17 protein-coding genes and 1 pseudogene are annotated in these 21,043 nt (G+C 71.2%); 6 read left to right on the top strand and 12 right to left on the bottom strand.

The window, feature by feature from the left end; all coding sequences use genetic code 11:
- The first annotated feature begins 19 nt into the window (after positions 1–19).
- From lpdA to ABZX40_RS11905, 4 genes and pseudogenes are all read left to right on the top strand, one after another.
- Positions 20–1,435, top strand: a complete 1,416-nt coding sequence (gene lpdA, locus ABZX40_RS11890) for a dihydrolipoyl dehydrogenase (RefSeq protein WP_355732505.1) — start codon at positions 20–22, stop codon at positions 1,433–1,435.
- 457 nt (positions 1,436–1,892) lie between these two features.
- Positions 1,893–2,291 (top strand): annotated as a pseudogene (locus ABZX40_RS11895) (hypothetical protein); the annotation flags it as partial.
- 112 nt (positions 2,292–2,403) lie between these two features.
- Complete coding sequence (locus ABZX40_RS11900) at positions 2,404–3,888, top strand: AlkA N-terminal domain-containing protein (RefSeq protein WP_355732502.1); 1,485 nt, start codon at positions 2,404–2,406, stop codon at positions 3,886–3,888.
- Positions 3,889–3,946: 58 nt separating this feature from the next.
- Positions 3,947–4,471: a methylated-DNA--[protein]-cysteine S-methyltransferase gene (locus ABZX40_RS11905; RefSeq protein ID WP_355732499.1), complete on the top strand. Its 525-nt coding sequence runs from the start codon at positions 3,947–3,949 to the stop codon at positions 4,469–4,471.
- Between the two features lie 3 nt (positions 4,472–4,474).
- On the opposite strand, the gene ABZX40_RS11910 is transcribed toward ABZX40_RS11905, so the two are convergent.
- Both ABZX40_RS11910 and ABZX40_RS11915 read right to left on the bottom strand, forming a co-directional pair.
- Positions 4,475–5,203 (bottom strand): Sir2 family NAD-dependent protein deacetylase, encoded by a 729-nt coding sequence (locus ABZX40_RS11910; RefSeq protein WP_355732495.1) that lies wholly within the window; start codon positions 5,201–5,203, stop codon positions 4,475–4,477.
- Positions 5,204–5,341: 138 nt separating this feature from the next.
- Positions 5,342–5,806, bottom strand: a complete 465-nt coding sequence (locus ABZX40_RS11915; protein ID WP_355732719.1) for an NUDIX hydrolase — start codon at positions 5,804–5,806, stop codon at positions 5,342–5,344.
- Positions 5,807–6,054: 248 nt separating this feature from the next.
- Between ABZX40_RS11915 and ABZX40_RS11920 the strand changes: the two genes are divergently transcribed.
- Positions 6,055–7,191, top strand: coding sequence for a glycerate kinase (locus tag ABZX40_RS11920; protein WP_355732492.1), 1,137 nt, complete (start codon positions 6,055–6,057; stop codon positions 7,189–7,191).
- A gap of 18 nt (positions 7,192–7,209) precedes the next feature.
- Here ABZX40_RS11920 and ABZX40_RS11925 read toward each other — a convergent pair whose 3' ends face one another.
- The 10 genes from ABZX40_RS11925 to ABZX40_RS11970 all read right to left on the bottom strand — a co-directional run bounded on the left by ABZX40_RS11925 (position 7,210) and on the right by ABZX40_RS11970 (position 19,801).
- Positions 7,210–8,088 carry an oxidoreductase gene (locus tag ABZX40_RS11925; protein WP_355732490.1) on the bottom strand — a complete coding sequence of 293 codons (879 nt, stop codon included), beginning with the start codon at positions 8,086–8,088 and terminating at the stop codon, positions 7,210–7,212.
- A 297-nt stretch (positions 8,089–8,385) separates the two neighbouring features.
- The gene (gene pssA / locus ABZX40_RS11930) at positions 8,386–9,240 is read right to left on the bottom strand and encodes a CDP-diacylglycerol--serine O-phosphatidyltransferase (RefSeq protein ID WP_355732487.1); all 855 of its coding nucleotides are present in this window, start codon (positions 9,238–9,240) and stop codon (positions 8,386–8,388) included.
- Entirely contained in the window at positions 9,227–9,883 is a 657-nt protein-coding gene (locus ABZX40_RS11935) for a phosphatidylserine decarboxylase (protein WP_355732484.1), read from the bottom strand. The genes pssA and ABZX40_RS11935 overlap by 14 nt, the downstream gene beginning before the upstream one ends.
- Before the next feature lie 168 nt (positions 9,884–10,051).
- Positions 10,052–11,257 carry an acyl-CoA dehydrogenase family protein gene (locus ABZX40_RS11940; protein ID WP_355732482.1) on the bottom strand — a complete coding sequence of 402 codons (1,206 nt, stop codon included), beginning with the start codon at positions 11,255–11,257 and terminating at the stop codon, positions 10,052–10,054.
- Positions 11,254–11,766, bottom strand: coding sequence for a MaoC family dehydratase (locus tag ABZX40_RS11945; protein ID WP_355732480.1), 513 nt, complete (start codon positions 11,764–11,766; stop codon positions 11,254–11,256). Before ABZX40_RS11945 ends, ABZX40_RS11940 begins: the two co-directional genes overlap by 4 nt.
- 5 nt (positions 11,767–11,771) lie before the next feature.
- Positions 11,772–12,737 (bottom strand): CoA ester lyase, encoded by a 966-nt coding sequence (locus ABZX40_RS11950; RefSeq protein WP_355732478.1) that lies wholly within the window; start codon positions 12,735–12,737, stop codon positions 11,772–11,774.
- Positions 12,734–14,797 carry a protein meaA gene (locus ABZX40_RS11955; protein WP_355732476.1) on the bottom strand — a complete coding sequence of 688 codons (2,064 nt, stop codon included), beginning with the start codon at positions 14,795–14,797 and terminating at the stop codon, positions 12,734–12,736. The genes ABZX40_RS11950 and ABZX40_RS11955 overlap by 4 nt, the downstream gene beginning before the upstream one ends.
- A 10-nt stretch (positions 14,798–14,807) precedes the next feature.
- Positions 14,808–16,151 carry a crotonyl-CoA carboxylase/reductase gene (gene ccrA, locus ABZX40_RS11960; RefSeq protein ID WP_355732474.1) on the bottom strand — a complete coding sequence of 448 codons (1,344 nt, stop codon included), beginning with the start codon at positions 16,149–16,151 and terminating at the stop codon, positions 14,808–14,810.
- A 453-nt stretch (positions 16,152–16,604) separates the two neighbouring features.
- Positions 16,605–17,417 (bottom strand): TetR family transcriptional regulator, encoded by an 813-nt coding sequence (locus ABZX40_RS11965; RefSeq protein WP_355732471.1) that lies wholly within the window; start codon positions 17,415–17,417, stop codon positions 16,605–16,607.
- A gap of 542 nt (positions 17,418–17,959) precedes the next feature.
- A complete protein-coding gene (locus ABZX40_RS11970) occupies positions 17,960–19,801 on the bottom strand; it encodes a 3-hydroxybutyryl-CoA dehydrogenase (protein ID WP_355732468.1) in 1,842 nt (613 codons plus the stop codon).
- 561 nt (positions 19,802–20,362) lie between these two features.
- Here ABZX40_RS11970 and ABZX40_RS11975 point away from each other — a divergent pair.
- Positions 20,363–21,010, top strand: coding sequence for an adenylosuccinate lyase (locus tag ABZX40_RS11975; protein WP_355732465.1), 648 nt, complete (start codon positions 20,363–20,365; stop codon positions 21,008–21,010).
- Positions 21,011–21,043 lie beyond the last annotated feature (33 nt).

Consider the following 21,043-nt stretch of genomic DNA (forward strand, 5'->3'; position numbering starts at 1 on the left):
CACCCGGAAAGGCACCCCCATGGACGACCAGGACACCGAGCGTTTCGACGTCGTGGTACTCGGCGCCGGCCCCGGCGGCTATGTCGCCGCCGTCCGCGCCGCCCAGCTCGGCAAGCGCGTCGCCGTGATCGAGGAGAAGTACTGGGGCGGCGTCTGTCTCAACGTCGGCTGCATCCCCACCAAGGCCCTGCTGCGCAACGCCGAACTGGCCCATCTCTTCACCCATGAGCGCAAGACCTTCGGCATCAAGGTCGACGGCACGGTCACCTTCGACTACGGCGAGGCGTTCCGGCGCAGCCGCAAGGTCGCCGACGGCCGCGTCAAGGGCGTCCACTACCTGATGAAGAAGAACAAGATCACCGAGTTCGACGGCCGCGGCACCTTCCTCGACCCGCACACCCTCCAGGTCACCGACTACGAGGGCACCACCCGCACCCTCACCTTCGAGCACTGCGTGATCGCCACCGGCGCCAGCCCCCGCCTCCTCCCCGGCACCCGCCGCACCGCCCGCGTGGTGACCTTCGAGGAGCAGATCCTCGCCGAGGAACTGCCGGGATCGGTGATCATCGCGGGCGCCGGGGCGATCGGCGTCGAGTTCGCCTACGTCCTGCACAACTACGGTGTGAAGGTGACCATCGTCGAATTCCTGGACCGGATGGCCCCCCTGGAGGACGCCGAGGTCTCCACCGAACTCGCCCGCCAGTACCGCAGGCTCGGCATCGAGGTCCTCACCTCCACCCGGGTCGACACCATCGACGAGTCCGGTCCCCAGGTCCGGGTCACCGTCACCGCCCAGGACGGCTCCCAGCAGATCCTGGAGGCCGACAAGGTGCTCCAGGCGATCGGCTTCCAGCCCAATGTGGAGGGCTACGGCCTGGAGAACACGGGCGTCCGCCTCACCGAGCGCGGCGCGATCGACGTCGACGGCCACTGCCGTACGTCCGTCCCGCATCTGTACGCCATCGGCGATGTCACCGCGAAACTGATGCTCGCGCACGCCGCCGAGTCCATGGGCGTCATCGCCGCCGAGACCCTCGCCGACGCGGAGACCATGGAGCTGGACTACGCGATGATCCCGCGCGCCACGTTCTGCCAGCCCCAGATCGCCAGCTTCGGCTACACCGAGGCCCAGGCCCGCGAACTGGGCTATGACGTCAAGGTGGCCAAGTTCCCCTTCACCGCCAACGGCAAGGCACACGGCTTCGGCGACACCACCGGCTTCGTCAAGCTGATCAGCGACGCCACATACGGCGAGCTGATCGGCGGCCACCTCATCGGCCCCGATGTCACCGAACTCCTCCCCGAACTGACCCTCGCCCAGCAGTGGGACCTCACCGTCCACGAGGCCGCCCGCAATGTCCACGCCCACCCGACCCTGAGCGAGGCGGTCAAGGAGGCCCTGCACGGCCTGGCGGGACACATGATCAACATGTGAACCAACGGGCGCCTCCGCCGACGCCGCCGGCTCTCGGCACCGCCCACCCACCACCGCCGATCCGCGCCCACCGTCCGATCCCCTCGCCCCGCCCCCGCCCCAGGCCCAGAACCAGTCCCAGGCTCCCCCCTCCCGGCCCCCCGATTCACCCATTCGGCCCACACCACTCGCCACCCCCACTCCTCCGAGGTCTCCTGGCCCCATGAGCCAGAACGCAGCGCAACCGGGTGGAGAGCAACCGCAGGGCGGCCACGGCACGTCAGGCCCCTCGGGTCCGCAGGGCGGCGGCGGATACACGACCCCGGGAACACCAGGGTCGCCAGGGCCGTCGGGATCACCCGGGTCACCGGGATCCCCCGGCCCCCAGGACCCCGGCACCACCCGCCCCCCGGACAGCGAGGTCGGCGACGCCTGGAGCGCGCGCCCGCCCCGTCCCGCGGGCGCCGGAGGTGACGCCTGGGTCACCGGCGGAGTCACCTTCGCCGGTGTGCTGCTGCTGGTCAGCGGTGTGCTCGCGGTGCTCCAGGGCATCTCGGCCATCGCCAAGGACGACGTCTACACCCGCGTCGGCACCTATGTCTACGAGATCAATCTGACCGGCTGGGGCTGGATCCATCTGGTCCTCGGCGTCCTCGTCGCGCTCACCGGCTGGGGTGTCCTGATGGGCGCCGCCTGGGCCAGGATCGCCGGTATCGTGCTGGCCTCGCTCAGCCTGATCTTCCAGTTCCTGTTCCTGCCGTACGCGCCGGTCTGGTCCGTGGTCGTGATGGCCATCGACGTCTTCGTGATCTGGGCGCTGGCCAGCCGCCAGGAGACGACCCACCGGGCGGCCCATGCCCGCACAGCGCACCGCTGACCCGGCCGCCCCACCGCGATGCGGGCAGGTGAACCGGACCGGCCCAGCACAGCCGAGGTAGATGTCGGATTCTCGCCAGCCGGGCACCGGCACGGTGCCCGATGCTGGACGTATGCAGAACGGGATGCACACCGACACCGAACGCTGTGTCCGCGCCGTCCGCTCCAAGGACGCGCGGTTCGACGGCTGGTTCTACACCGCGGTCCTGACCACCGGCATCTACTGCCGGCCCAGCTGCCCGGTGGTGCCGCCCAAGCCCGAGAACATGGTCTTCCTGCCCAGCGCCGCCGCCTGCCAGCAGGCCGGATTCCGCGCCTGCAAGCGCTGCCGCCCCGACACCAGCCCCGGCTCCCCCCAGTGGAACCAGCGCGCCGACCTCACCGCCCGCGCCATGCGGCTGATCGCCGATGGAGTGGTGGACCGCGAGGGCGTCCCCGGCCTCGCCGCCCGCCTCGGCTACAGCACCCGCCAGATCGAGCGCCAGCTCCTCGCCGAACTCGGCGCCGGACCGCTCGCCCTCGCCCGCGCCCAGCGCGCCGAGACCGCCCGGCTGCTCATCGAGACGACGGATCTGCCGATGGCCGAGCTGGCGTTCGCCGCCGGTTTCGCCTCGATCCGCACGTTCAACGACACCGTCCGCGAGGTCTTCGCCCTCGCCCCCGGCGAGCTGCGCGCCCGCCGCCCCCGGGGTCAGCGCCCCCAGGCCACCACCGGTGCCCTGACCCTGCGGCTGCCGTTCCGCACCCCGCTGAACCCCGACAACCTCTTCGGCCACCTCGCCGCCACCGCCGTCCCCGGGGTCGAGGAGTGGCGGGACGGCGCCTACCGCCGCACCCTGCGGCTGCCGTACGGGCAGGGGATCGTCGCGCTGACCCCGACCCCCGACCACATCGCCTGCCGGCTCACCCTCTCCGACCTGCGGGATCTGCCGGTCGCCATCGCCCGCTGCCGCCGACTGCTGGATCTGGACGCCGATCCGGTCGCCGTCGACGACCAGTTGCGCACCGATCCGCTGCTGGCGCCGCTGGTGGACAAGGCGCCGGGGCGCCGGGTGCCGCGCACGGTCGACGAGGCGGAGTTCGCGGTCCGCGCGGTGCTGGGGCAGCAGGTCTCCACGGCCGCCGCCCGCACCCACGCGGCCCGGCTGGTCACCGCCCACGGCGACCCGGTGACCGACCCCGAGGGCGGCCTCACCCACCTCTTCCCCTCGACCGAGCGGCTGGCGTCCGTCGACCCCGCCACCCTCGCCCTGCCCCGCACCCGCCGGGCCACCTTCACCACCCTGGTCGCCCGCCTCGCCGACTCCACCCTCCACCTCGGGGTGGAGAGCGACTGGCCCCGGACCCGCGAACAACTCCTCGCACTGCCCGGCTTCGGCCCCTGGACCGCCGATGTCATCGCGATGCGGGCTCTCGGCGACCCCGACGCCTTCCTCCCCACCGACCTGGGCATCCGCCGCGCCGCGCAGAGCCTCGGCCTGCCCGCCACCCCGGCCGCCCTCACGGCCCGCGCCACGGCCTGGCGCCCCTGGCGCGCGTACGCGGTCCAGTACCTGTGGGCGACCGACGACCACCCCATCAACGTCCTGCCGGCCTGACCCGGTGTCCCCACCCCCCTACGATCCACCCAGCGACGCACACCCAAGGACGAACCCCATGCGCACCCAAACCCGTACCCCCACCCCCACCCCCACCCGCATCCACACCGTCATCGACAGCCCGTATGACCCGCTCACCCTGGTCGCCGAGGACGGCGTCCTGTGCGGGGTCTATATGACCGGCCAGCGCCACCGCCCACCGGAGGAGAGCTTCGGCGACCGCGCCGACGCGGCCCCGGCGTTCGCGGCGGCCGAGGAACAGCTGGAGGCGTACTTCTCCGGCGACCTCAAGGACTTCGACCTCGAACTCCGCCTCGACGGCACCGACTTCCAGCGCACCGTCTGGGACCAGCTCTGCCGCATCCCGTTCGGCGAGACCCGCTCCTACGGCGATCTCGCCGACGCCCTCGGCAACCCGAAGGCGTCCCGCGCGGTGGGTCTCGCCAACGGCAAGAATCCCATCAGCATCATCGTCCCCTGCCACCGCGTCATCGGCGCCGCGGGCAGCCTCACCGGCTACGGCGGCGGCCTCGACCGCAAGCGCCGCCTCCTGGACTTCGAACGCGGCACGGCCCTGTTCTGACCGTCAGCTCCCCGCCAGCTCCCCCAGCAGCCGCGGCAACGCCGTCCCGATCGGCTCCCGTACGACGTCGTCGGCCAGCTCGTCGTACGGGGTCGGCTCGGCGTTGACGATGATCAGCCGGGCCCCGTGGTCGGCGGCGACCCCCGCGAGCCCGGCGGCGGGCTGGACCTGGAGGGTGCTGCCGACGGCGAAGAACACCTGGCACGCCTTGGCGATGGCGACCGCCGCACCGAGCACGCCCGGATCGAGCTTCTCCCCGAACATCACCGTCGCCGACTTCAGGATGGCCCCGCACTCCAGACAGGGCGGGTCCTCCTCCCCGGCCGCCACCCGGGCGAGGGCGTCCTCCATCGGCCCGCGCGCCCCGCACCCGGTGCACACCACGCTCCGGGCGCTGCCGTGCAGTTCCAGCACCTTGCGGGCGGGCATCCCGGCGAGCTGGTGCAGCCCGTCGACGTTCTGGGTGATCACCCGGACCGGGACGCCGGACCGCTCCAGCGCGGCCACGGCCCGGTGGGCGGCGTTCGGCTCGGCCTTCAGGGTGCGGTTCTCGCGCCGCATCCGCCAGGACCGCCGCCGGATCTCCGGATCGCCCATGTAGTACGCGTACGTCACGAGCTTCTCGGCCTCGGGATCCCGCCGCCACAGCCCGGCCGGGCCCCGGTAGTCGGGGATGCCGGAGTCGGTGCTGATACCGGCGCCGCTGAGCAGGGCGACGAGGGGCTTGGTCATGCCGCCGAGGGTAGAGCGGGCGGCCCGAGCGGTGCGAACAGATATCCGTCAGGCATCCGTACGGCCGAGGTACGGCGCCGACCGGGGCACCGGCACCCTCGCGCCGTCACGCCCCGCCGGAACGAGGGCCGCGCGCCCTCAGTCCACCCGCTCGCCGTTCTCCAGCTCCGCCGTGCCCGAGCCGTCCGCCAGGACGTCCAGGGCGATCCGCACCCGGGGGCCCAGGGCGCCCCGCAGATAGGGGCCCAGCTCCTCGCGGGGGACCAGCCGCCAGGACAGCAGCTCCTCCTCCTGGAGCCGGATCGCCTTGAGGTCCGTGTCGCTGAGCACTCCGCCGTCGTAGAGGTAGGCCACGAGCGGCGGCCAGCCCGCCCGGTACACCCAGTCGACGGCGAGCAGCCGCCCCAGCGGGCGGTCCAGCCCGATCTCCTCCGCGGTCTCCCGCCGGGCGCCCTGGCGCGGGGTCTCCCCGCCGTCCGACTCGATGGTGCCGCCGGGCAGGGTCCAGCCGTCCCGGTAGTTGGGCTCGACCAGCAGCACCCGCCCCTCCGCGTCCCGGAAGAGCGCGGCGGCACCGGCGAGGACCCGGGGCAGCCCGGCGATGTACGCGGCGAAGTCAGAAGTGCCGGAAGTACCAGAAGTGCCGGAAGTGCCGGCAGCGACAGAAGCATCGGAAGCATCAGAAGAGGTCACCTTGGCAAGGGTAGCCAGCCCCGCGGACACCTCCCGGGGCATGACGGCACAGGCGCCCTCCGGTTAAGGTCGCATCGGCGCGACTGCCTTGATGCTCGTTGCTTGATGTGCTCAAGGCCCGAGGAGCGAGGGGATGGCAAGTGGCAGACGCTGCTGACGTGCGCGGTACCCGGCGGGTACTGATCGCCGCCGACAAGTTCAAGGGCTCGCTGACGGCGGTCGAGGTCGCCGAGCGGGTGACGGCCGGACTGCGCCGGATCGTGCCGGACCTCGCCGTCGAGGCCCTCCCGGTCGCCGACGGCGGCGACGGCACGGTGGCCGCGGCCGTCGCCGCCGGATTCACCCGCCATGAGGTGCGGGTCGCCGGACCGCTCGGCGACCCGGTGACGGCGGCGTTCGCCCTCCGTGACGGCACCGCCGTGGTCGAGATGGCCGAGGCCAGCGGCCTCCAGCGACTGCCCCGGGGCGTCTTCGCCCCCCTGCGCGCCTCCACCCGCGGCTCCGGCGAACTGCTGCTGGCCGCGCTGGACGCGGGCGCCCGGACCCTTGTCTTCGGCGTCGGCGGCAGCGCCACCACGGACGGCGGCGCGGGCATGCTGACGGCCCTCGGCGCCCGCTTCCTGGACGCCGACGGCGACCCGGTGGCCCCGGGCGGCGGCGGCCTCGTCGACCTGGCGACGGCCGACCTGTCCACCCTGGACCCCCGCCTCGCCACCACCGACCTCATCCTCGCCAGCGATGTGGACAACCCCCTGACCGGCCCCAAGGGCGCCCCAGCGGTCTACGGCCCGCAGAAGGGCGCCACACCGGACGACGTGGCGGCCCTGGACGCCGCCCTCGCCCACTACGCGAAGGTCCTGGAGGAAACGGCGGGCCCGAGGGCCGCGGAGTACGCCGCCGCCCCGGGCGCGGGCGCGGCGGGCGGCATCGGCTACGGCGCCCTGATCGTCGGCGCCCGGTTCCGCCCCGGCATCGAGGTGATGCTCGACGTCCTCGGCTTCGCCCCGGCACTGGCCCGCGCCGACCTGGTCATCACCGGCGAGGGTTCCCTCGACGAACAGACCCTGCACGGCAAGGCCCCGGCGGGCGTCGCCGCGGCGGCCCGAGCGGCGGGCAAGGAGGTCATCGCGGTCTGCGGCCGACTGGCCCTGTCTCCCGAGTCCCTGACCCGATCCGGCATCAGCCGCGCCTACCCCCTCACGGACGAGGAACCCGACATCACGAAGTGCGTCACCAACGCGGGCCCCCTGCTGGAACGCGTGGCCCAACACATAGCCCACAACCACCTGACCTGACGCCCCCAACCCCCGCCCTCACCCCCCACCCACCTCACCCACCCCATCCAGCTCCCCCACCACCCCCTCCGGCAGCACAAGATCCGCCGCCGCCAGGTTCTCCCGCAGATGGGCCAGGGACGACGTCCCGGGGATCACGGCGATCGTGGGGGAGCGGTGCAGGAGCCAGGCCAGGGCGATCTGCTGCGGGGAGGCGGCCAGCTCGGCGGAGACCTTGGTCAGACGGTCCGACTGGATCGGGGTGAAGCCGCCCAGCGGGAAGTACGGCACAAAGGCGATGCCCTCGGCCGCGCAACGGGCGACCAGGGCGTCGTCCCGGCGCTGGGCCAGGTTGTAGCGGTTCTGGACGGTGACGACCGGCGCGATGCCCCGCGCCTCCGTCAGCTGCGCGTCCGTGACATTGCTGAGGCCCAGATGCCGGATCAGGCCCTGGTCGCGCAGCTCGGCGAGGGCGGCGAAAGGCTCGGCGAGGGACGTCTCATCGGGGTCGTCCACGCCGCCGAGCCGCAGATTCACCACGTCCAGGGTGTCCACGCCGAGGTGGGTCAGATTGTCGTGGACCTGGCCGACCAGCCCGGCGGGGTCGCGGGACATGTCCCAGCTCCCGTCGCTGCCGCGCCGGGCGCCGACCTTGGTGACGACGGTCAGCTCGTCCGGGTAGGGGTGCAGGGCCTCCCGGATCAGCTCATTGACGACCGCAGGCCCGTAGAAGTCGGCGGTGTCCACATGGGTGACCCCCGCCTCGACCGCCGCCCGCAGCACGGCAAGAGCCTCCGCACGGTCCTTAGGCGGCCCGAAGACATTCGGCCCGGCGAGCTGCATGGCGCCGTAACCCATGCGCGAGAGCGTGGGACCACCGATCGGTGTGACGGTTCCGGCCAGAGGCGTGACGGACATGAGGACCCTCCCATGAGGACGCGCTGTACCCCACCAGCCTGCGACCCCCAGCCCACCCCTGCACCATCTAACAAGGCCCCACCCCACCCCCCAGGGGCGCGGGGAACTGCGCAATCACCCCCCACAGCCCCGCACCACTCCCCCCAACGGCCCCACCCCCGACCCTAGGGGCGCGGGGAACTGCGCACCCAACCCCCACCGACCCGCACCACCCCACCGCACCCCACTCCACACGTGGGGCCCTGGACCACAACCTGGTCCAGGGCCCCACACCACACCCACACCCCCAGCGGAGCGCTACGGCAATTGCGCCGCCCGAGACTCCCGCCGATTGTCCCGGAAATTGTTCACCCGGCGCGCCGTGGCGAACAGCGGAATGACCGCACCCATGACGAGCTGGAGCGCACACCCCGTCTGGAGCAGCAGCTGCCCGCTCGGCGCGTCGAACGCCCACGCCGCGAGCAGCCCCATGCTGACCACGATCCAGGACAGCATCGCGACAGCGAGCCGCCCCCGGGGCTTGGGGTACTCCACCCGGCTCACCATCAGCCAGGCCGTGCCGATGATCGCCAGCAGCGTCGCCACGAAAGGCAGCTCGAGCAGGACGATGGAGACGACCGTGAGCGCCCCGAAGGGGCTCGGCATGCCCTGGAACATCCCGTTGGGCGGCGTCACACAGGAGAAGCGCGCGAGTCTGAGGACCACGGCGAGCAGCACGACGATCGCACCGACCGCGGCCACTCTCTGGTGCGCGTCGTCCGCGACCATGCCGTAGACCAGGACGAAGTACGCCGGAGCCAGTCCGAAGCTGATCAGGTCGGAGAGGTTGTCCAGCTCGGCGCCCATGGGGGAGGAGCGCAGCTTGCGCGCGACCAGGCCGTCGAAGAGGTCGAAGACCGCCGCGCAGAGCATCAGGATGACCGCCGTGGCCGCGCTGTGGCGGGCCATACCGGTCTCCTGGCTGCCGGTGAGGTGCGGGATCAGGATGCCCGTGGTGGTGAAGTACACCGCCATGAAGCCGCAGGTGGCGTTGCCGAGGGTGAGGGTGTCCGCTATCGACAGACGGAGGGAGAGGGGCATCTCCTCGTCGTCGTCGGGCTCCTCGGCCTCGGGCACCCAGCCCGCCTGGGTCTCCGGGTCAATCACGGTCAATGCGAGTCACCCCAGCCACGGTCTTCTGACCGACCTCGACCGCGACCTCCACGCCCTCCGGCAGATAGAGGTCGACGCGTGAGCCGAAGCGGATCAGCCCGATGCGCTCGCCCTGCTCGACCTTGGTGCCCTCGGGCACGTACGGCACGATCCGGCGGGCCACGGCACCGGCGATCTGGATCATCTCGATGTCGCCCAGCTCGGTGTCGAAGTGCCACACCACCCGCTCGTTGTTCTCGCTCTCCTTGTTGAAGGCGGGAACGAAACCACCGGGGATGTGCTCGACCGAGGTCACCGTGCCGGACAGCGGGGCGCGGTTGACATGGACATTGAGCGGGCTCATGAAGATCGCGACCCGGGTCCGGCCGTCCTTCCACGGCATGATGCTCTGCACCACACCGTCGGCGGGGGAGATGACCGTGCCGGTGGCGATCTCACGCTCGGGGTCGCGGAAGAACCACAGCATCCCCGCCGCGAGGGCGGTGGCGGGGACGGCGACGGCCTTGGCGGCACCCGAGCGGCGGGCGCGCAGCAGGCTGACGGCTGCGGTGGCGACGGTCGGGAGAAGCCACGGCGAGGCTCCGCGTGCGAGGCGTACGCCGACCAGGCTGTCTCGGTGTGCAGAGGTTTGGCTGTGGGGCATGGATGACCTTCGTAGCGGATGATGCCGCGCTGGACAGGGGACGGCGGCTTTCCGGCGATCGTAGCGGTTCATGGCCACAACTGGGTAAGCCAGGAAGCCGAGTCGACGGCCGGACACCGCCTACGGGGTGTGATCTTCTTCTCGAACAAAACGCCCCGTCTCCGGCATTCAGCCCTGGAACCGATACTCTTCGAGCAGCCTGCGCCCGATGATCATTTTCTGGATCTCGGCGGTGCCCTCCCCGATGAGCAGCATCGGTGCCTCCCGGTAGAGGCGCTCGATCTCGTACTCCTTGGAGAAGCCGTACCCGCCGTGGATCCGGAAGGCGTCCTCCACGACCTCCTTGCAGTACTCGGAGGCGAGGTACTTCGCCATCCCCGCTTCAAGGTCGTTTCGTTCGCCGGAATCCTTTTTGCGTGCCGCATTCACCATCATCGCATGGGCGGCCTCCACCTTGGTGGCCATCTCGGCCAGCTTGAACTGGATGGCCTGGTGCTGGGCGATCGGCTTGCCGAAGGTGTGGCGCTGCTGGGCGTACCCGACGCCCAGCTCGAAGGCACGCTGAGCCACTCCGCAGCCACGGGCCGCGACATTGACCCGGCCCACCTCGACACCGTCCATCATTTGGTAAAAACCCCGGCCGGTGGCCCCGCCCAGCACCCGATCGGCCGGAATGCGCAGACCGTCCATGATCAGCTCGGTGGTGTCGACGCCCTTGTAGCCCATCTTCTCGATCTTGCCGGGGATGGTCAGCCCGGGGCGGACCTCGCCGAAGCCGGGCTCCTTCTCCACCAGGAAGGTCGTCATGGACTTGTGCGGGGCGGTGCCCTCCGGGTGCCCCTCGTCGCTGCGCACCAGCACCGCCACCAGCGACGACGTCCCGCCGTTGGTGAGCCACATCTTCTGACCCGTCAGGACGTACGCGTCGCCGTCGCGCACCGCCTTCGAGGTGATCGCCGAGACATCCGAGCCGAGCCCCGGCTCCGACATCGAGAACGCGCCCCGGATGTCACCGGCCGCCATCCGGGGCAGGAAGTGCGCCTTCTGCTCCTCGGTGCCGTGCTGCTTCAGCATGTACGCCACGATGAAGTGGGTGTTGATGATGCCGGACACCGACATCCAGCCCCGGGCGATCTCCTCCACGCACAGCGCGTACGTCAGCAGGGACTCGCCCAGACCGCCGTACTCCTCCGGGATCATCAGGCCGAACAGGCCCAGTTCCTTGAGGCCGTCCACGATGGCCTGCGGATACTCGTCGCGGTGCTCCAGCTCGGTGGCGACCGGGATGATCTCCTTGTCGACGAAGTCACGGACGGTGGCGAGGATCTCGCGCTGGACATCGGTCAGTCCGGCGGTCTGGGCGAGACGGCTCATTTCTCCTTCTCCCGTGGCTCCGGGCGGCCGGGCTGCTCTCCGCCGCGCTCCTTGATGTACGTCTCGGTGGGGACCATCACCTTGCGGCGGAAGACACAGACGACCGTGCCGTCCTGCTTGTAGCCCTGGGTCTCCACATGCACGATCCCGCGGTCGTTCTTCGACTTCGACGGCCACTTGTCCAGGACGGTCGTCTCGCCGTAGAGCGTGTCGCCGTGGAAGGTCGGCGCCACATGCCGCAGTGACTCGATCTCCAGATTGGCGATCGCCTTGCCGGAGACATCGGGCACGCTCATGCCCAGCAGCAGGGAGTAGATGTAGTTGCCCACGACCACGTTCTTGCCGAAGTCGGTGGTCCGCTCGGCGTAGTGGCTGTCGAGGTGGAGGGGGTGGTGGTTCATGGTGAGGAGACAGAAGAGGTGGTCGTCGTACTCGGTGACCGTCTTGCCCGGCCAGTGCTTGTAGACCGCGCCGACCTCGAACTCCTCGTAGGTGCGTCCGAACCGCATCGCGCTCAGTCCTCCGGGATCTCGAAGGAGGAGGTGCGGCGCAGGCCGGCCGCGCGGCCCTTGCCCGCGATGACCAGGGCCATCTTGCGGCTGGCCTCGTCGATCATCTCGTCGCCCAGCATCGCAGAGCCCTTCCGGCCGCCCGCCTCGGAGGTGTAGTGGTCATAGGCGTCGAGGATCAGCTCGGCGTGGTCGTAGTCCTCCTGGGACGGCGAGAAGATCTCGTTGGACGCCTCGACCTGGCCCGGGTGCAGCACCCACTTGCCGTCGAAGCCCAGCGCCGCCGCCCGCCGGGCCACCTCCCGGTAGCCGTCGACATTGCGGATCTGGAGATAGGGGCCGTCGATGGCCTGGAGGTCGTTGGCGCGGGCCGCCATCAAGATCTTCATCAGGATGTAGTGATAGGCGTCCGCCGGGTAGCCGGGCGGCTGCTCGCCCACCACCAGCGACTTCATATTGATGGACGCCATGAAGTCGGCCGGGCCGAAGATGATGGTCTCCAGCCGCGGGCTGGCCTCGGCGATCTCATTGACATGGTTCAGGCCCCGCGCGTTCTCGATCTGCGCCTCGATACCGATCCGCCCGACCTCGAAGCCCATCGTCTTCTCGATCTGGGTGAGCAGCAGATCCAGCGCGACGACCTGCCGCGCGTCCTGCACCTTCGGCAGCATCACGCAGTCCAGGTTCTGCCCCGCGCCCTCCACCACGGTCACGACATCGCGGTACGTCCACTCCGTCGTCCAGTCGTTGACCCGGACCACCCGTGTCTTGCCGGTCCAGTCGCCCTCGTTGAGGAACTTGACGATGGTGTGCCGCGCCTCCGGCTTGGCGAGCGGGGCGCAGGCGTCCTCCAGGTCCAGGAACACCTGGTCCGCGGGCAGGCCCTGGGCCTTCTCCAGGAAGCGGGGATTGCTGCCCGGCACGGCGAGGCAGGAGCGCCGCGGACGCAGACGGTTCACGGGCGGTGTCATGCGGGGACCTCCAGAGGGTCGAGCTGGTTCGCTGTGCGGATCTCGTCGACGATACGGCCGATGATCCCGGTGATGTCGAAGTCCTTCGGGGTGAAGACGGCGGCCACTCCGGCGGCCCTGAGCTGCTCGGCGTCGGCGTTCGGGATGATCCCGCCGGCGATCACCGGGATGTCCGCGGCGCCCGCCGCCCGCAGCCGCTCCAGCACATCCGGGACGAGCTGGGTGTGCGAGCCGGACAGGATGGACAGGCCGACCGCGTGCACATCCTCCGCGAGCGCGGCGTCCACGATCTGCTCCGGGGTGAGCCGGATGCCCTGGTACACCACCTCGAATCCGGCGTCCCGGGCGCGCACCGCGATCTGCTCGGCCCCGTTGGAGTGCCCGTCCAGGCCCGGCTTGCCGACCAGGAACCGCAGCTTGCCCACCGCCAGCTCCTTCGCCGTGAGCTCCACCTTGCGGCGCACCCCGGCCAGCGCGCTGCCCTCCTCGACGGGCACCGCGATCGGCGCCGAGGACACCCCGGTCGGGGCGCGGAACTCGCCGAACACCTCGCGCAGGGCGCCCGCCCACTCGCCGGTGGTCACCCCCGCCCGGACGCACTCCAGGGTCGCGTCCATGAGGTTCTCGGAGCCCGCCGCGGCCTCCTTGAGCCGGTCCAGCGCCTGGGCGACGGTCGGGAAGTGGAACGGGTCGCCCATGCCCTGCCGGTCCGAGGACTCCTGACGGGTCGTGCGCCACTCCTCGATGGCCCGCACCGCCCGCGCCTCCACCGCCGGGTCCACCGTCATGATCGCCGTGTCCAGATCGGCCGTCAGCGGGTTCGGCTCGGTCGACTCGTAGATATTGACCCCGACGATCTTCTCCGCGCCGGACTCGATCCGGCCCCGCCGCTCGGCGTGCGAGGCGACCAGCCGCGCCTTCAGATAGCCCGACTCGACGGCGGCCATCGCGCCGCCCATCTCCTCGATCCGGTCGATCTCCGCCAGCGACTCCTTCACCAGCGCGGTGACCTTCTCCTCGATCACATACGACCCGGCGAAGATGTCCTCGTACTCCAGCAGATCGCTCTCATGGGCCAGCACCTGCTGGATGCGCAGGCTCCACTGCTGGTCCCAGGGGCGCGGCAGCCCCAGCGCCTCGTTCCAGGCGGGCAACTGCACGGCCCGCGCCCGCGCGTCCTTGGACAGGGTCACCGCGAGCATCTCCAGCACGATCCGCTGGACGTTGTTCTCCGGCTGCGCCTCGGTCAGGCCCAGCGAGTTGACCTGGACGCCGTAGCGGAAGCGGCGCTGCCGGGGGTCCTCGATGCCGTAGCGCTCGGCGGTGATCTTGTCCCAGATGCGGGAGAAGGCGCGCATCTTGCACATCTCCTCGATGAACCGGACACCCGCGTTCACGAAGAACGAGATCCGGGCCACCACCTCGCCCCTGCGGTCCTCGGTGATCTGCCCCGAGGCGAACACCGCGTCCAGCACCGCGACCGCCGTGGACATCGCGTAGGCGATCTCCTGGACCGGGGTGGCCCCCGCCTCCTGGAGGTGGTAGCTACAGATGTTGATGGGGTTCCACTTGGGGATGTTGTTGACGGTGTAGCAGATCATGTCCGTGGTCAGCCGCAGCGAGGGGCCGGGCGGGAACACATGGGTGCCCCGGGACAGATACTCCTTGACGATGTCGTTCTGGGTGGTGCCGGTCAGGCTCGCGAGATCCGCGCCCTGCTCCTCCGCGACCACCTGATAGAGCGCCAGCAGCCACATGGCGGTGGCGTTGATGGTCATCGAGGTGTTCATCCGCTCCAGCGGGATGTCCTGGAACAGTCGGCGCATGTCACCGAGGTGCGCGACCGGCACCCCGACCCGGCCGACCTCGCCCCGGGCCAGGATGTGATCGCAGTCGTAGCCGGTCTGGGTCGGCAGGTCGAACGCCACCGACAGCCCGGTCTGGCCCTTGTCGAGATTGCGCCGGTACAGCGCGTTGGACGCCTCGGCGGTGGAGTGACCGGCGTAGGTGCGCATGAGCCAGGGCCGGTCCTTCCCGGCGGGCGGCTGGGGCTCTGTCATCCGGCGGCCCTCAGCTGTTCCGGAAGCGGTTGATGGCGTCCACATGCCGGGCGCGCTTCTCCGCGTCCCGCACACCGAGCCCCTCCTCCGGCGCCAGGCACAGCACGCCGACCTTGCCCTGGTGGTGGTTGCGGTGGACGTCGTAGGCGGCCTGGCCGGTCTCCTCCAGGGCGTAGACCTTGGAGAGGGTGGGGTGGATCTTGCCCTTGGCGACCAGGCGGTTGGCCTCCCACGCCTCGCGGTAGTTGGCGAAGTGCGAGCCGATGATCCGCTTCAGGGACATCCAGAGGTAGCGGTTGTCGTACTCGTGCCGGTAGCCGGAGGTGGAGGCGCAGGTGACGATGGTGCCGCCCTTGCGGGTCACGTACACCGAGGCGCCGAAGGTCTCCCGGCCCGGGTGCTCGAAGACGATGTCCACGTCCTCGCCGCCGGTCAGCTCGCGGATGCGCTTGCCGAACCGCTTCCACTCGCGCGGGTCCTGCGCGTCCTCGTCCTTCCAGAACCGGTAGTCCTCGGCGGTGCGGTCGATGATGGCCTCGGCGCCCATCGCCCGGCAGATCGCCGCCTTCTGCTCACTGGAGACGACACAGATCGGGTTGGCGCCACCGGCCAGCGCGAACTGGGTGGCGTACGAGCCGAGGCCGCCGCTCGCGCCCCAGATCAGCACGTTGTCGCCCTGCTTCATCCCGGCCCCGTTGCGCGAGACCAACTGCCGGTAGGCGGTGGAGTTGACCAGTCCCGGTGCGGCGGCCTCCTCCCAGCTGAGGTGGTCCGGCTTGGGCATCAGCTGGTTGGACTTGACCAGCGCGATCTCGGCGAGGCCGCCGAAGTTGGTCTCGAAGCCCCAGATCCGCTGCTCGGGGTCGAGCACGGTGTCGTTGTGCCCGTCGGACGACTCCAGCTCGACGGAGAGACAGTGCGCGACGACCTCGTCGCCGGGCCGCCAGGCGTTGACACCCGGCCCGGTGCGCAGCACCACACCCGCGAGATCGGAGCCGATGACGTGGTAGGGCAGGTCGTGGCGGCGGGTGAGGTCGCTGAGCCTGCCGTAGCGCTCCAGGAAGCCGAAGGTGGGCACCGGCTCGAAGATCGAGGTCCACACCGAGTTGTAGTTGACACTCGATGCCATGACGGCCACCAGGGCCTCGCCCGGCCCGAGTTCGGGCACCGGGACGTCGTCCAGGTGGATCGACTTGCGCGGGTCCTTGTCCCGGGTCTCCAGCCCCGCGAACAGCTCCGTCTCGTCCTTGTGCACGGTGATCGCGCGGTACGACTCGGGGAGCGGCAGTGCGGCGAAGTCGGCGGCGGTGGCGTCGGCCGACTGGATCGCGTCCAGGATGTCCTTCACGGTCACGGTGTTGCCTCCGGCGAATGGCGCCCTGAGGGAGGGGCGCTGAGGGTGAGCTGCGGGGGAAGCTGCTGAGCTGGTGGGAAGCGCTTTGTGGCGCGGGAGGGTGCCTGTGACGCAGGCGTCCGGCGGGACGAGCCGGGTGTGCTCGTCGGGACGGGCCGGACACCTTCAACGTATGACACCGCGTGTCAGCTGACAAGGCACTGAGTGCCAGAAAGTGCGCTCAGGTGAAATCTTTACGTAACAAATGAGCGATGATCGATCAGGTGGGGGTGGGGGGTCGCCTTTGGTGGGCTTATGTCCCGATCCTGGAATGGGTGCCGCTGCCGCTGCCGGGTGCCGGGTGCCGGGTGGGGGTGTCGGTGCCACTGCCGGTGCCGGTGCCGTGCCGGACATGACAGAGGGGGCCGCGGTCCGAAGACCGCGGCCCCCTCCGGGGCGGACCAGGACGACGACCTACGAGCGTTCCTTCAGCGCCTCCTCGATGGTCCGCATCACCTCGTCCAGCGGGGCGTCCGTGCGGGCCACCGTCACCAGGACCTCGCCCTGGGTGGAGGCGGTCGCGGCGGCCGGCTTCGCGGGTGCCGCACGGCCCGCCATGATGCCGGAGCCGAACGTCTTGCGGACGATCGCGAAGGCATGGTCGAGCTGCGCCTCCACATCGCCCTGGCCACCGGCCCGCAGCCAGCGCCGCAGCACATGGTTGTGCGCGGTGACCACGGCGGAGGCGGCGACCTCCGCGAGCAGCGGGTCGTCATTGGCGTCGTCGTCGTGCGCGTGCTCGTCGAAGTGGCCGAGCAGATAGCGGGTGAACAGCCGCTCGTAGCGGGCCACCGAGGCGATCTCGGCCTCGCGCAGGGTGGGCACCTCGCGGGTCAGCTTGTAGCGGGCGACCGAGATCTCCGGGCGGGCCGCGTACATCTTCATGACTTCCTTGATGCCCCGGCACACCGTGTCGAGCGGATGCTCGTGCGCCGGGGCCGCGTTGAGGACGGCCTCGGCGCGGATCAGGGTGTCGTCGTGGTCGGGGAAGATCGCCTCTTCCTTGGAGCGGAAGTGGCGGAAGAACGTGCGGCGGGCGACCCCGGCCTGGGCCGCGATCTCGTCGACGGTGGTGGCCTCGTACCCCTTGGTGGCGAAGAGTTCCATCGCCGCCGCCGCCAGTTCCCGGCGCATTTTGAGCCGCTGGCTCGCGGCACGGCTGCCCGCCGCACTCTCCGGTGCGTCGGACGTGGCGGGTGTACGTGAGGACTTGGCGGGCTCGGGCATGACCCGAACGTACTGCATGTGCGCAGCTCGATGCGCGTGCCGGGGGGTTGCCTCGCCTGAGGAGGGCGGGGGAGCGGGGGGTGGGGGGAGGGGGGTCGGTGCGGGCGGGTGGAGTGTGGTCGGTGGGGTCGGGTGGACGGGGGATGGTGGGGGCGGGGGGAGAGGGGGCGGTGGGGGTGGGTGGACAGGGGACGGTGGTGGCGGGCGGAGCGCGGGCGGGTCGAGCAGCCCGCCCCACTCGGCACCGGCCGCGAACCACTCGTCGAGCCGGTCTTGGAGGCGGGCGGGGCGGGTGGTGGTGCCGGGGTTCGGCGGAGGGGTGGGGTCGGAGGGGGTGGGGGCGAGGCCGCTCTGCACAGGACTGGTCGTGGTCGTGGTCGTGGTCCGGGTGTGGGTGGGTCCGGTGCGGGTGGGTTCGGGCGGCGGGGAGGTGGGGTCGCTGGGGGCGATGCCGGGTGGCGGGGAGGTGGGGTCGGGCGGGGTGGGGAGGGTCCCGGTCCGGGTGGGCCCGGGACCCTCCGTAGCGGCAGGGGCCGGCATGCTCAGCGGCGGCGTGCGTATTCGCGGAAGCCGCGGCCCGTCTTGCGGCCGAGGCAGCCCGCCGCCACCAGATGCTCCAGCAGCGGCGCCGGGGCGAGACCCGGCTCCCGGAACTCGCGGTGCAGCACCTTCTCGATCGCCAGCGACACATCCAGACCGACCACGTCCAGCAGCTCGAACGGGCCCATCGGATAGCCGCCGCCCAGCTTCATCGCCGCGTCGATGTCGTCCAGCGTCGCGTAGTGGTCCTGGACCATCTTGATCGCGTTGTTGAGATACGGGAACAGCAGCGCGTTCACGATGAAACCGGCCCGGTCGCCGCAGTCGACGGGGTGCTTGCGCAGCGTCCCGCACACCTCCCGGACGGTCGCGTGGACATCGTCGGCGGTGAGCACCGTGCGGACCACCTCGACCAGTTTCATCGCGGGGGCCGGGTTGAAGAAGTGCATCCCGATCACGTCCTCGGGGCGGGACGTGGCGCGGGCGCAGGCGACGACCGGCAGTGAGGAGGTGGTGGTGGCCAGCACCGCGCCCGGCTTGCACACCTTGTCCAGCGTCCCGAACAGCTGCCGCTTGACGTCCAGGTCCTCGGCGACCGCCTCCACCGCCAGATCGACATCCCCGAAGGCGTCATAGGAACCGGCCGGGGTGATCCGGTCCAGGGTCTTCGCGGCGGCCTCGGCGGTCATCCGGCCCTTGTCGACCGAGCGGGCCAGCGAGGTCCCGATCCGGGCGCGGGCCGCCTCCGCCTTCCCGGCGCTGCGGGCGGCCAGCACCACGTCGTAGCCCGCCTTGGCGAACACCTCGGCGATACCGGACGCCATGGTCCCCGACCCGGCCACCCCGACCGAGCGGACCTCCCGGCCCACCGTCCAGGGGCCGCCGGAGGCCGGGGACTGCGCGTCCGGCACGACGGTGGCGCTGCCCGGTGCCTCGTAGGTGTAGAAGCCGCGGCCCGCCTTGCGTCCGGTGAGCCCCGCCTCGCTGAGCTGCTTGAGGACCGGCGCGGGCGCGTGCAGCCGGTCGCGGGACTCGGCGTACATCGCCTCCAGGACGGTCCGGGCGGTGTCGACGCCGATCAGGTCCAGCAGCGCCAGCGGGCCCATCGGCAGCCCGCAGCCCAGCCGCATCGCCGCGTCGATGTCCTCCCGGGAGGCGTACTTGGCCTCGTACATCGCCGCGGCCTGGTTGAGATAGCCGAACAGCAGGCCGTCGGCGACGAACCCGGGCCGGTCCCCGACCGCCACCGGCTCCTTGCCCAGATCGACCGCGAGCCGGGTGACCGCGTCCACGGCGGCGGGCGCGGTCAGCACCGAGGAGACCACCTCGACCAGCTTCATCGCCTGCGCCGGATTGAAGAAGTGCACCCCGAGCACCCGCTCGGGCCGCGCGGAGTCGGCCGCCAGCCGGGTCACCGAGAGCGCGTTGGTCCCGGTCGCCAGAATCGCGTCCGGCCGCACGATCCCGTCCAGCTCGGCGAAGATCCGCCGCTTGATCTCGTACGACTCCGGCGCCACCTCGATCACCAGATCGGCGTCGGCCGCCGCCCGCAGATCGGTACCGGTGCGCAGTCCGGCGAGCGCCTCGGCGCGCTGCTCCTCGGTGAGCCGGCCGCGGGCCACGGCTCGGGCGGTGGACGCCTCCAGCGCGGCACCGCAGCGGGCCGCCTGGGCCTCGCTGATGTCGACGCCGATCACCGTCCGCCCGGCACGGACGAGGACCTCGGCGATACCGGTGCCCATGGTGCCGAGACCGACGACGGCGACGGTCCGCAGGGCGGAGGTGGGGGCGGCGGGGGCCGCAGCGGTGGCGGGGGCGGTGGAAGGGGACAGGGGAGTGGCCATCGAGGACTCTCCAGAGATGAGGGGTGGGTGACGACTGGACACGCGCCGGGCGCCGGGGCGCCACGGGGCGGTGGAAACACACAGAGATGCACTGAGATGCACAGAGATGCGCTGAGATACGCAGAGATGCATGGAGACGCAGAGAGCTGCGCAGGGGTGCGGGTGGGGAAACGCGGGCTGCGAGCACGCACACGCCCGGGTGCGTCACCGCCGGACACGTACGCGTCCGGGGCGCGGTGAGGCCGACCGGCCCTGTCCCGTGGCCGGGTCGTCGAACCTCACGACGGCTGCGTCACCAGGCCGTCGTGAGCGGAGATGCGGGTGGTGACCCGCTCGTCTGAGCTTAACCGGTGGGTAACGAGCGTGCCAGCCCTTGGCGGTGTGGTCTGCGCCTCGCCGTGTGCCCGGATCCTCGCCCCGGGTGTCCGGGATTCAACCGAACGACGGACCGGCGCGGTCTTGCGCGCCGGTGGCCCCGTGTCCCCCCGCCACGGCCGGAGTTGATGTCACAGCGCCGGGTATGTCACTGGTGTTCCCTACCGACCGGAGTGATGCGGGCTCATGGAAGAAGCGGAACAGTCACCACAACCGGCTCGCACGGAGGGCACGGAACGGGAGGACCGGGCGGTCCTGGAGCGGCTGCGCCAGGAGTCCGGACGCTCGGCCTTCTACGAACGGCTGGCCGCGAGCGGCGACCACGATGAACTGGCGGAGGTGCTGACCGCGCCCGGACAGCCGCTGTGGGCCCGGGAACTGGTCGCCTACCGGCTGGGCCTCGCCGGTGACCGACGGGCCTTCGAGGCGCTGGTGCTGCTGCTCAACCATCGCGATCCGGCGCGCTGCGCCTGTGCCGCCCAGGCCCTCGCCCGCCTCGGCGACCCCCGGACCGCCCGCGCCGCCGCCGCCCTCGCCACCAATGAACTGCGGGTCGCCTACGCCCTGCACCCGGTACGGCTGCTCACCGCACTGCGCGCCCCCGAGTCCGTCCCGGCCCTGGTCACCACCCTTGAGCGACGGCTCCGCCCGCACGACCCGTACCGCCGCGTGGCCCTGGCCTGCGTGGAGGGGCTGGCCGCCCTGGGCGACCCGCGCGCCCGCCCCGTACTCCAGCAGGCCCTGGCCCACCCGCCCCTCGCGGAGGCGGCGATGGTGGCACTGGCGAGGATCCCGGAACAGCGGGGGAGACGGACCGGGAAGCGGGGGAGGTAGCCCGGGGCAGTGGGGGAGGTGGACCCGGGTAGC

It is taken from the genome of Streptomyces sp. NPDC004610 (assembly GCF_040609715.1).
Taxonomy (GTDB): Bacteria; Actinomycetota; Actinomycetes; order Streptomycetales; family Streptomycetaceae; genus Streptomyces.

Excerpts from the sequence above, each read along its gene's own strand:
- lpdA (WP_355732505.1), top strand. The coding sequence starts at position 20 with ATGGACGACCAGGACACCGAGCGTTTCGACGTCGTGGTACTCGGCGCC.
- ABZX40_RS11900 (WP_355732502.1), top strand. The coding sequence starts at position 2,404 with ATGCAGAACGGGATGCACACCGACACCGAACGCTGTGTCCGCGCCGTC.
- ABZX40_RS11905 (WP_355732499.1), top strand. The coding sequence starts at position 3,947 with ATGCGCACCCAAACCCGTACCCCCACCCCCACCCCCACCCGCATCCAC.
- ABZX40_RS11910 (WP_355732495.1), bottom strand. The coding sequence starts at position 5,203 with ATGACCAAGCCCCTCGTCGCCCTGCTCAGCGGCGCCGGTATCAGCACC.
- ABZX40_RS11925 (WP_355732490.1), bottom strand. The coding sequence starts at position 8,088 with ATGTCCGTCACGCCTCTGGCCGGAACCGTCACACCGATCGGTGGTCCC.
- ABZX40_RS11935 (WP_355732484.1), bottom strand. The coding sequence starts at position 9,883 with ATGCCCCACAGCCAAACCTCTGCACACCGAGACAGCCTGGTCGGCGTA.
- ABZX40_RS11940 (WP_355732482.1), bottom strand. The coding sequence starts at position 11,257 with ATGAGCCGTCTCGCCCAGACCGCCGGACTGACCGATGTCCAGCGCGAG.
- ABZX40_RS11945 (WP_355732480.1), bottom strand. The coding sequence starts at position 11,766 with ATGCGGTTCGGACGCACCTACGAGGAGTTCGAGGTCGGCGCGGTCTAC.
- ABZX40_RS11950 (WP_355732478.1), bottom strand. The coding sequence starts at position 12,737 with ATGACACCGCCCGTGAACCGTCTGCGTCCGCGGCGCTCCTGCCTCGCC.
- ABZX40_RS11955 (WP_355732476.1), bottom strand. The coding sequence starts at position 14,797 with ATGACAGAGCCCCAGCCGCCCGCCGGGAAGGACCGGCCCTGGCTCATG.
- ABZX40_RS11965 (WP_355732471.1), bottom strand. The coding sequence starts at position 17,417 with ATGCCCGAGCCCGCCAAGTCCTCACGTACACCCGCCACGTCCGACGCA.
- ABZX40_RS11970 (WP_355732468.1), bottom strand. The coding sequence starts at position 19,801 with ATGGCCACTCCCCTGTCCCCTTCCACCGCCCCCGCCACCGCTGCGGCC.
- ABZX40_RS11975 (WP_355732465.1), top strand. The coding sequence starts at position 20,363 with ATGGAAGAAGCGGAACAGTCACCACAACCGGCTCGCACGGAGGGCACG.